Raw genomic sequence first — 8,614 nt, 5'->3', positions numbered from 1 at the left:
CCAAAATCATTAGGCCAGTTCAGCTTGCTCGCGAAAGCGGTGTGTCAGCGAAGTAAATGTCAACTGACCCGACGCCTTCGCGAGCAAGCCCGCTCCCACAGGGTCATGCAGTGGTTTGTGCGGTGAACCATTGCATCACCGGCGCGCACGCCGGATGCGATGCCGCCGAGGCTTGCAGGCACAGTGAGTAAATCCCCCGGGTCTTCAACGGCTCGCCGAACGGAATCACCAGTTCGCCGCGTTGAATCGACTCGCCCGCCAGGGTCATGTCAGTCATCGCCACCCCCAGGCCCCGCGCGGCGGCATCGAGTGCCAGTTCGTCGAGGTTGAAGGGAATGTGCCGATAGTCGTTCAACGACTTGCCGCCGTTGGCGGACAGCCAGTCCTGCCAGTCATGTTGATCGCTAGAGCGATGCAGCAATGCGAACCCCGACAGATCCTCCAGCGAAGCCAATGGCCGGGCCGGGGTGCCCAGGCCTGGCGCGCACACGGGCACCAACGCTTCTTCGAACAGGGTCAGGCAATCGGGCGCTGTGGCCGGCTCGGGCAGGTAAAGGATATAGGCGTCGCTGTCACTGGCCGGCTCAACCACTTCGGTGGCCACGGTTTCAATTGCCAGGGATACGTCCGGGTGATGCCGGTAGAAATCACTCAGTCTGGGCAGCAACCAACGCACCGCCAGTGACACGTGCATGCGAATGCGGAACGGGCGTTTTTGCGGCGCGAGTCGATCTTCGAGGGTCCGCAACTGTTCGAGGATGTTGCGGGCGCTGGCCAGAACCTGTTCGCCCTCCGCGGTCAGTTGAATGCTGCGGCTGCTCCTGACAAACAGCGGCACGCCAAAGTGGCTCTCCAGTTGCTGGATTTGTCGGCTCACGGCGCTTTGGGTCAGGCAGAGCGTTTGCGCAGCTTGCGTGAAGCTGCCTGACTCGGCGACCTCGACCAGGGCCTGCAAGCCTTGCAACGAGGGCACGTGGCGAATCTTATCCATGCGTTTTCAGAATGCCTCGATGATTTAATAACGTTGGTTGTCGGTGTTTTGAGCCTTTAGATTCTAGTCATGGCCGCCGTCCTCGCAAAGTACTTATGCGAATCATGCATGCAGTGCTGCTGTGGATCGAGACGGCTCGCAGAACAAGAACTTGAGGTGACGCATGGAAAATATCTGTGGCTGGATTGCGCAAGCGGGGAGTTCGACCCTGCGCGATCCGCTCAAAGGCACGCAGCAAGCCGATTGGCTGGTGATCGGTGCCGGCATCACCGGGCTGAGTGCCGCACACACACTGGCGCAAATGCATCCCCAGGCGCGCATCGTGGTCGTCGACCGGCAACGGGCTGCGCAAGGCGCTTCGGCACGCAATTCCGGTTTTGTGGTGGCCCATGAGCATCCCGCCGTTGGCGAGTTGTCGGGCTGCGCCGGGTTCGCCGGGTATCAAGTGGATACGTCAATCGGCCGCGCAGCCGCCGACGAAGTCCGCAAACAGATTGCCCGCCATGGCATCGAATGCGACTTCAGGGAATCGGGCTATTTCTTCGCTGTCAGCGATCCACGCAAGCTGACCCACGTCGAGGCCAAGTTGCAGACCCTGCGGGCCGTTGGCGCCAGCGCGCAGTTTCTGCAAGGCAAGGCGCTGCAGGAGAAACTCGGCACCCGGCACTACCGCGCCGCGATCTGGTGCGGTAACGGCAATGCGCTGCTGCAACCGGCGAAGTACGTGAGAGGCCTGCTCGATGCCTTGCCGCAGCAAGTGACGGTCTACGAGAACACCGATATCACAGGTCTTGAGCGCTTGGGCAATGGCCGAATTCGCGCCCGGGGCCAAAACGGCTGCGTTGAAGCCAAGCAAGTGTTGGTCTGCCTGAACGCCTTCATTCCTCGTTCAGGGATCGACGACAGCGGCACCTTCGCGATGGAACTCAGCGCCAGCCTCACGCGGCCGCTCAGCGATCAAGAGTTTCAAGCGCTCGGAGCGCCAGAGCCCTGGGGCGTGCTGTCTACCCGACCGCTTGGTGCCACGGTGCGCCTGACCCCGGATCGCCGGGTGATGATCCGCAACACCGCGGAATACCGCTCCCGGGATTTGTCATTGAGCGAATTGTCGACCCGCCGCCAGCACCATGTGCTGGGGTTGCAACGGCGTTTCCCGATGCTCGGCGAGCAGGACATTGAATACACCTGGACCGGCCATCTCAGCGCTTCGCGCTCGGGGCAGCCGTATTTCGGCAAAGTCGAGGAGGGCGTGTTTGCCGTGGCCGGGTGCAATGGCTCCGGAGTGGCGCGGGGCACGCTGTGGGGCCGCTTGCTGGCGGAACTGGCGTCGGGCGGTGATTCACCGTTGCTGCAATCGGTCATCGCCCGGGCACAGCCCGGCTGGCTGCCGCCCAAGCCGTTGCTCGACATCGGTGCCATGCTGCGTATGCGCGTGGAAGCGGCCCGAGCCAGATCCGAAGTCTGACAAAACCGGCTTCACAACAAGAACAACAGCACTTCCCATCGAAGGTGATTCAACATGCGCGTCAATACGCTTTCCCTTGTGGCCCTGATCTCGACGTTTTCCGCCGCCACCTATGCCGACGAAACCGTCAACATTTCCAACTGGAACGGCTACATCGCCGACGACACCCTGGTCAATTTCACCAAGGACACCGGGATCAAGGCGACCTACGACATCCACGACAGTAACGAAGTGCTGGAATCGAAGCTGATGACTGGCAACACCGGGTATGACGTGGTCAGCCCGTCGAACCACTTTCTGTCGCGCCTGATCAAGGCCGGCGCCATCCAGAAACTCGACAAGAGCCAGTTGCCCAACTGGAAAAACCTCGACCCGGCGTTGATGAAGAAGCTTGAGGTCAACGATCCGGGCAACCAGTACGGCTACCCCTACATGTGGGGTACGGCGGGCATCGGCTACAACGTCGAGAAGATCAAGGCGATTTTCGGCAACACCGATGTCACCCGTTCCTGGAGCCTGTTTTTCGACGAGAACAACATCAAGAAGCTCAGCGAGTGCGGTGTAGCGATCATCGACAACTCGACGCAGATCCTGCCGATCACCCTCAACTACCTGGGCCTGCCACCCCACAGTCACGAACCGGCCGACTACAAGAAAGCCGAGCAGGCGCTGCTGAAGATCCGCCCATACGTTCAGTACTTCCACGCGTCCAAATACATCAGCGACCTGGCCAACGGCAACGTCTGCGCGGTGATCGGTTTCAACGGCGATATCGTGCAGGCCGCCGCCAGCGCCAGGGAGGCGAAAAACGGGATCGATATTGCCTACTCGATCCCGGACGAAGGTTCCACCTTGTGGCTGGACATGGTGGTCATGCCCAAGAGCGCGCCACACGAGAAGAACGGCTATGCGTACATGAACTACCTGCTGGAGCCGAAGGTGATTGCCAATATCAGCAACAGCATCCATTACGCCAACCCCAACAGTGCGGCGGATGCTCTCGTCGAACCGGCGGTGAAGCAGGACCTGGCGATCTATCCGCCGAAAACCGTGATGGACAAGCTGTTCACCGTTGAGGACTTGCCCGCGGCCATCGCACGCCTCAGCACGCGCTTGTGGACCAAGCTGAAAACCAATACCTGACCATCTTATGATCGCGGTCCACCTGATGTGACACTGAACCTGTGGGAGCGGGCTTGCTCGCGAAAGCGGTGTGTCAGCGAAGTAAATATCAACTGACCCGACGCCTTCGCGAGCAAGCCCGCTCCCACAGGTTGTTTCAGGCAGGAGTTACGCTGGATCGGCTCAGGCGTCGATGGCCGGGAAGTCGATGTCAGTCAGCGCTGTGTTGTTCAGGTAGTTGGTCAGCGTTTGCGAAGCCACATGGGCGATCACTTCAATGATCTTGCCGTCGTCGATCCCGGCCGCACGGGCTGCGGTGATCTGCTCGACCGTCAGGTGGCCACGGCTTTCGGTGACCTGGCGGGCGAGGGTGGCATAGGCGTTGAGTTCACCCTGGCGGGCGCTGAGGATGTCCTGACCCGACAGCCCGGCTTTGCTGGCAAACAGCGTGTGAGCGGCGAGGCAGTAGTCGCAGCCGTTGACCTGCGACGTGGCGAGGGACACCGCTTCTTTTTCCTTAGCACTCAAGGACGTCTTGCCCAGTGCCGCCGAGTTTTGCAGGTATGAGGCCAGCACCGCCGGGGCGTGTGCCAATACTTTGAAGAGGTTGGGCAGAAAGCCGATTTTCTTCTGCACACCTTCCAGCAGCGGGCGAGTGGCGTCGGTGGCGTGTTCAAGGCTGATCGGGGCGATGCGGGTCATGGTGATACTCCGTAGTGTGAAGCGCGGTATGCGCTGGGTACGGAGCTAATATTAGGGATTGGTTCTGGCTTGTTGGGTGCAAATCATCGAGGATATGCGACAGATCGTCCAGAACTGCTTGCGGGAGCCTGTCATGGATCGCTTGTCCACGTTGCTCACACACTTCGGCGTCAATGCCGGCACCTTCCATAGCGGTACGTTCTGCGGCACCGCCGCTTATGATGGCCAACAGGCCAGCGGTCATCTGCACCTGCTCCAGGCGGGCGAGTTGCTGCTCAAGATGGGCGATCAGCCGGACCTGCAACTGACCGAGCCGAGCCTGATCTTTTTCCCCCGGCCCTATCGACATCGCCTGTTCGCTGCTGAAGGGGCCGGCACGCAACTGGTGTGCGCGACCCTGGATTTCGACGGCGGTGCGGGCAATGCCCTGGCGGCGGCGCTGCCGGATTACCTGGTGCTCAAGCTCGACGAAATCCCGACCTTGGCCGGGACCCTGGAATGGCTGTTCAATGAGGCATTTGACGGTACATGCGGGCGCGAAGCGGTGATGGATCGCCTGTTCGAACTCCTGGTAATTCTGTTATTGCGGCACATATTGAGCACCACGGGCCAGCAACCGGGAATGATGGCCGGCCTCGCCGATGCGCGTCTGTCGCGCCCCCTGAGCCTGATGCATCAAACCCCGGCCAAGGCCTGGACCGTGGCCGAACTCTCGGTCGCCGCCAACATGTCGCGGGCCAGCTTCGCCGAACACTTTCGCCGGGTGGTCGGGCAGACGCCGGTGGATTATCTGGTGAGCTGGCGCATCAGTCTGGCGCAGAAACGCCTGCGCGAGGGGCGGCCGATTGCGCTGATCGCCGAGGAAGTCGGATACGAAAGCCCTTCGGCGCTGGCCCGGGCGTTTCGGCGCAAAACCGGGCTCAGCCCCAGGGAGTGGAAAGGTAGTTGATCAATGCAATCCCCCTGTGGGAGCGGCGGTGCGGCGATCCGACTTGCTCGCGAAAGCGTTGTATCAGCCGCTATTGAGCTCGACTGACACTCCGCCTTCGCGAGCAAGCCCGCTCCCACAGGGGTTTTGCGGTTGCCTTACGAATGCATCAGAACTTGTACGCCTGGCGTCCCACCAACAGCCATTTACCGTCCTGCTTTTGCCAGATCTGGAAGTTCTCGATTTCGGTTGGCACCACTTCAGTGCCTTTCAGTGCTTGCGCCGAGAAGTGGTGACGGACCAGCGCGACATCGCCCGAGACGGTAATGGTCTGGTTCTGCATCTCAAGCGTCTTGAAGGCGCTTTTGCCGGTTTCGATGTCGGCGATGAAGGCCGTCTTGTCCTGGATCTTGCCGCTGGAATGCCCGTAGGTCAGGTTGTCGGCGGTCAAGGCATTCAGTTCCGCAATGTCCTTGTGCAGCATGGCCTGGGTCAGGTGGTCGACAGCCTGGGCCACGTCCTTGTCCGCGGCGGCCGGGGCGGCGGCGACGTAGCCGCTGAACAGGCACAGAAAGCCAATCAGCACTTTTGCTTTTTTCATGGGTGTTTCCTTGTTGTTGTAGGGATAGCGTGATGACTGCGTGGTCATTCGTCAGTCGTCGTACAACTTATCATGCGATGGAGGAAAAAAGCGAACTTGCCTGGTGGGCGTGCCTCGAAGTTAAAAGGGCGATGCCCTGACTTCGAGGAATTGCGCCATGCAGCCTATTCCGCGTTTGCGGTACGACCTGACGTTGCTGATGGTGTTTCTGCTGATTGTCGTGGTGTCGGGCTTTTCCCCCCGCAGCCGGGTGGACTGGGCGCTGGAAAACCTGCTGGTGCTGTTGCTGGTGGGGACGTTGGTGGCGGTTTCCCGGCGGTTCCGTTTGTCTGCGACGTCCATCACGCTGGTGTTTGCGTTTCTGTGCGTTCATGAACTGGGCGCCCACTACACCTACTCCCTGGTGCCTTACGATCATTGGTCTTCTGCGTGGTTGGGCTTCAGTTTCGACCGGGCGTCAGGTGTGCACCGCAATCACTACGACCGACTGGTGCATCTGAGCTACGGGCTGCTGCTGGTTTATCCGGTGCGCGAAGTCCTGTGGCGCCTGACTCCGCTGCGTGGGTTCTGGCTGTTTTTCGTGACCCTGAACATCATGCTGTCGACGTCCGCCGTGTATGAATTGGTGGAATGGATCGGCGGTGCCTTCCTGGGCAATGACACGGCAAATGCCTTCGTCGGTGCACAAAACGACCCCTGGGACTCGCAAAAGGACATGGCCATCGCGGTTGCCGGAGCGTTTGCCAGCCTGCTGCTGGTGTCCCTGCGCGGCAAGGCGGAAAAAGTGCCAATGCCTACCGCATGTCGCAAAAAAAACAATCTTTGGGAATAGGCTTCAATTAGCGCTCGGCCCCGTCGATAACCTCTTGAGCAGTGCCATCCGCGCTGGGGGTGAACCCTGCCGCCAAACGTGCCAGAGAGGAACCATAGAGTGTCCATAAAACTGCGTTTAATGCTGCTGATCGGTACCGGATTACTCGCCGCGTTGATCTTGAGCCTGGTCAGTTACCTGGGGAACATCCGGATGGCCGAGGCCGTGGACGACGACAACGTCAGCATGGCCGCGCTGCGCAATCACCTCGAAGCCGACATGATGCACGACGCGCTGCGCGCCGACGTAATGTCGGCCATGTTGGTGGGCTTGAACAAAAGCACCAGCAGCAAAGCCGAAGTGCGCAGTTCCATCGCAGAACACACCCAGCGCTTTCGCGAAGTGCTCGGGGAAAACCTCAAGCTACCGGTCAACGACACCATCAAGGCCGCCCTGAACAAGGTCAAGCCCAGCCTCGACACCTACATCGGCGCCGCCGAGCGCATCGTCGGGCTGGCGCTGGAAAACCCGGAAGCCGCGCAACAGGAACTGGGCACGTTCAATAACGTCTTCAGCCAACTGGAAGACCAGATGGCCGCCCTCAGCGAGTTGATCGAAAGCAACACGCAACAGACCAGCCAGGGGACGGCGCATGCCATCAGCAACGCCAGCCTGACCCTCGGCGGCGTGCTGATCGCCAGTCTGTTGCTGCTGCTTGCTTTGGGGCGTTCGGCGATCCTGAGCATCATGGGCCCGCTGCAAATCGCCAGCCGCATTGCCGACAGCATCGCCCATGGCAACCTCAGCGAGCCGATTACCGAGCCCACCCGCAAGGACGAAGCCAGCGCATTGATTCGTAGCCTGGCGACCATGCAGCGGGATTTACGCGGCATGATCGAGGTCGTGCGCAGCAACGCCCACGGCGTCAGCGGCATGAGCGAGCGACTGAGCAATGGTTGCCATGAGGTGGCGGGCAGCAGCCAGCAGCAAAGCGCCGCGGCCAGCACCATGGCCGCTGCCGCCAGCGAAATGACCGCGAGCATCGAGGAAATCACCCGGCATGCCGAGCGGGCGCTGAACATGGCCAATCAGGCCGAAGCCTTGGCCAAGGATGGCGGTCGCGTGATTCATCAAGTGGTCAATGACATGGATGGCATTGCGCGCTCGGCGCAGCAGTCGGCGCAGGTGATTCGCACGCTGGACAAAGAGTCCGAGGGGATCTTCAACATCATTCAGGTGATCAAGGGCATCGCCGACCAGACCAACCTGCTGGCACTGAACGCCGCCATCGAAGCCGCCCGCGCCGGCGAGCAGGGTCGTGGCTTTGCCGTGGTGGCCGATGAGGTCCGCAGCCTGGCGGGGCGCACCAGTGCTTCCACCCAGGAAATCGCCAGCATGGTTGCGCGTATCCAGCAAAGCACCCGCGAGGCTGTCATCAGCATGGAAGAGGGCGTTGCCCAGGTCGACAAAGGCATGGCGGTGACGGCCGATGTCGAGCGCGCCATCCGCGAAATCCTCGATGCCACGCTCAACACCACGCAACTGGTCAATGACATCAGCCGCACCATCGGCGAGCAAAGCCTGGCCAGCAACGAAATTGCGCATCAGGTGGAGATGATTGCCGGCATGTCCGAAGGCAACAGCAAGGTAATCGGGAAGACGGCTTCGACCACTGATGAACTGTCCAGCCTGGCGGGGCAGCTGTCGCAGTCGGTGGATCGGTTCAGGCTTTGAGGCTGATGTACTGATTTAAGAGATTCGGTGTTTGTCACGGCCTCTTCGCGAGCAAGCCCGCTCCCACAGTCGACGGTGTTCTTCCAGAGAAACGCGGTCAATTGTGGGAGCGGGCTTGCTCGCGAAGGCGGCAGACCCGGCAATGCAAAGCGACGGGCTAAAGGTATTTGTCCGTCACGTCGCATTCGGTGGATCGGTTCAGGCTTTGAGGCTGATGTACTGATTTAAGCGATTCGGTGTTTGTCACGGCCTCTTCGCGA

The 8,614-nt window shown here is 60.6% G+C and carries 8 protein-coding genes and 1 pseudogene; 6 read left to right on the top strand and 3 right to left on the bottom strand.

Features of this window, described 5'->3' with window-relative positions:
* Positions 1 to 103: 103 nt before the first annotated feature.
* Positions 104 to 991, bottom strand: a complete 888-nt coding sequence (locus PMI28_RS11275) for a LysR substrate-binding domain-containing protein (protein WP_007988337.1) — start codon at positions 989 to 991, stop codon at positions 104 to 106.
* Positions 992 to 1,154: 163 nt separating this feature from the next.
* Here PMI28_RS11275 and PMI28_RS11280 point away from each other — a divergent pair, with 163 nt between their 5' ends.
* Both PMI28_RS11280 and PMI28_RS11285 read left to right on the top strand, forming a co-directional pair.
* Positions 1,155 to 2,456 carry an NAD(P)/FAD-dependent oxidoreductase gene (locus PMI28_RS11280; RefSeq protein WP_007988335.1) on the top strand — a complete coding sequence of 434 codons (1,302 nt, stop codon included), beginning with the start codon at positions 1,155 to 1,157 and terminating at the stop codon, positions 2,454 to 2,456.
* Between the two features lie 54 nt (positions 2,457 to 2,510).
* The gene (locus tag PMI28_RS11285) at positions 2,511 to 3,599 is read left to right on the top strand and encodes a polyamine ABC transporter substrate-binding protein (RefSeq protein ID WP_007988333.1); all 1,089 of its coding nucleotides are present in this window, start codon (positions 2,511 to 2,513) and stop codon (positions 3,597 to 3,599) included.
* Between the two features lie 162 nt (positions 3,600 to 3,761).
* On the opposite strand, the gene PMI28_RS11290 is transcribed toward PMI28_RS11285, so the two are convergent.
* Complete coding sequence (locus tag PMI28_RS11290; RefSeq protein WP_007988331.1) at positions 3,762 to 4,280, bottom strand: carboxymuconolactone decarboxylase family protein; 519 nt, start codon at positions 4,278 to 4,280, stop codon at positions 3,762 to 3,764.
* Between the two features lie 133 nt (positions 4,281 to 4,413).
* Here PMI28_RS11290 and PMI28_RS11295 point away from each other — a divergent pair, with 133 nt between their 5' ends.
* Positions 4,414 to 5,229 carry an AraC family transcriptional regulator gene (locus tag PMI28_RS11295; protein WP_007988329.1) on the top strand — a complete coding sequence of 272 codons (816 nt, stop codon included), beginning with the start codon at positions 4,414 to 4,416 and terminating at the stop codon, positions 5,227 to 5,229.
* Between the two features lie 148 nt (positions 5,230 to 5,377).
* Here PMI28_RS11295 and PMI28_RS11300 read toward each other — a convergent pair whose 3' ends face one another.
* On the bottom strand, positions 5,378 to 5,809 hold the full coding sequence (locus tag PMI28_RS11300) for a nuclear transport factor 2 family protein (RefSeq protein WP_007988327.1): 432 nt from the start codon (positions 5,807 to 5,809) through the stop codon (positions 5,378 to 5,380).
* Between the two features lie 157 nt (positions 5,810 to 5,966).
* Here PMI28_RS11300 and PMI28_RS11305 point away from each other — a divergent pair, with 157 nt between their 5' ends.
* The 3 genes and pseudogenes from PMI28_RS11305 (at position 5,967) to PMI28_RS31595 (ending at position 8,354) form a co-directional block, all read left to right on the top strand.
* Positions 5,967 to 6,641 carry a DUF2238 domain-containing protein gene (locus PMI28_RS11305; protein ID WP_007988325.1) on the top strand — a complete coding sequence of 225 codons (675 nt, stop codon included), beginning with the start codon at positions 5,967 to 5,969 and terminating at the stop codon, positions 6,639 to 6,641.
* 78 nt (positions 6,642 to 6,719) lie between these two features.
* Positions 6,720 to 7,496, top strand: a pseudogene (locus PMI28_RS31600) (MCP four helix bundle domain-containing protein); the annotation flags it as partial.
* Positions 7,491 to 8,354, top strand: a complete 864-nt coding sequence (locus PMI28_RS31595; RefSeq protein WP_443200728.1) for a methyl-accepting chemotaxis protein — start codon at positions 7,491 to 7,493, stop codon at positions 8,352 to 8,354. The pseudogene PMI28_RS31600 and the gene PMI28_RS31595, both read left to right, overlap by 6 nt.
* Positions 8,355 to 8,614: the final 260 nt, after the last annotated feature.

Source organism: Pseudomonas sp. GM48 (assembly GCF_000282335.1).
Classification (GTDB): Bacteria; Pseudomonadota; Gammaproteobacteria; order Pseudomonadales; family Pseudomonadaceae; genus Aquipseudomonas.
The sequence above is the reverse complement of the archived record's forward strand: the minus strand, read 5'-3'. Positions and strand labels throughout refer to the sequence as shown.